This window comes from Candidatus Clostridium helianthi, assembly GCF_045310795.1.
Lineage (GTDB): Bacteria > Bacillota > Clostridia > Clostridiales > Clostridiaceae > Clostridium > Clostridium helianthi.
In genome coordinates this window covers 1-304 of the sequence record NZ_JBJIAB010000151.1, presented here as the reverse complement: position 1 = coordinate 304, position 304 = coordinate 1, and the positions used below count along the sequence as shown (strand labels likewise).

Below are 304 nucleotides of genomic sequence, written 5' to 3'. Positions count from 1 at the left end.
TACCATCGGCGCTATAGACCTTAACTTTCCTGTTCGAAATGGGAAGGAGTGTTACCTCTATGCCATCATCACGAGATGCATGTTTTTCCCAAATCTTCGATTTGGTTGAAAAACAGCACACCAACGAACGTCTGTGAGTTAGTGTTTCCTTAGAAAAAATAACCCAAGTTCATCGCTTATACTATTTTTTCAGCAATTATATTAAATAATTACTACTTAAAAGAACCTTGTTCTTTCAAAATTGCACATAAGTGAGAGTCCAAATTTTATATTTGGATACTCGAACTTACTCAGCGAACGCCAG

The 304-nt window shown here is 36.5% G+C and carries 1 rRNA gene; it reads right to left on the bottom strand.

From position 1 onward, the window contains the following. Positions 1–76, bottom strand: a 5S ribosomal RNA gene (rrf, locus tag ACJDTP_RS27585); the annotation flags it as partial. Positions 77–304 lie beyond the last annotated feature (228 nt).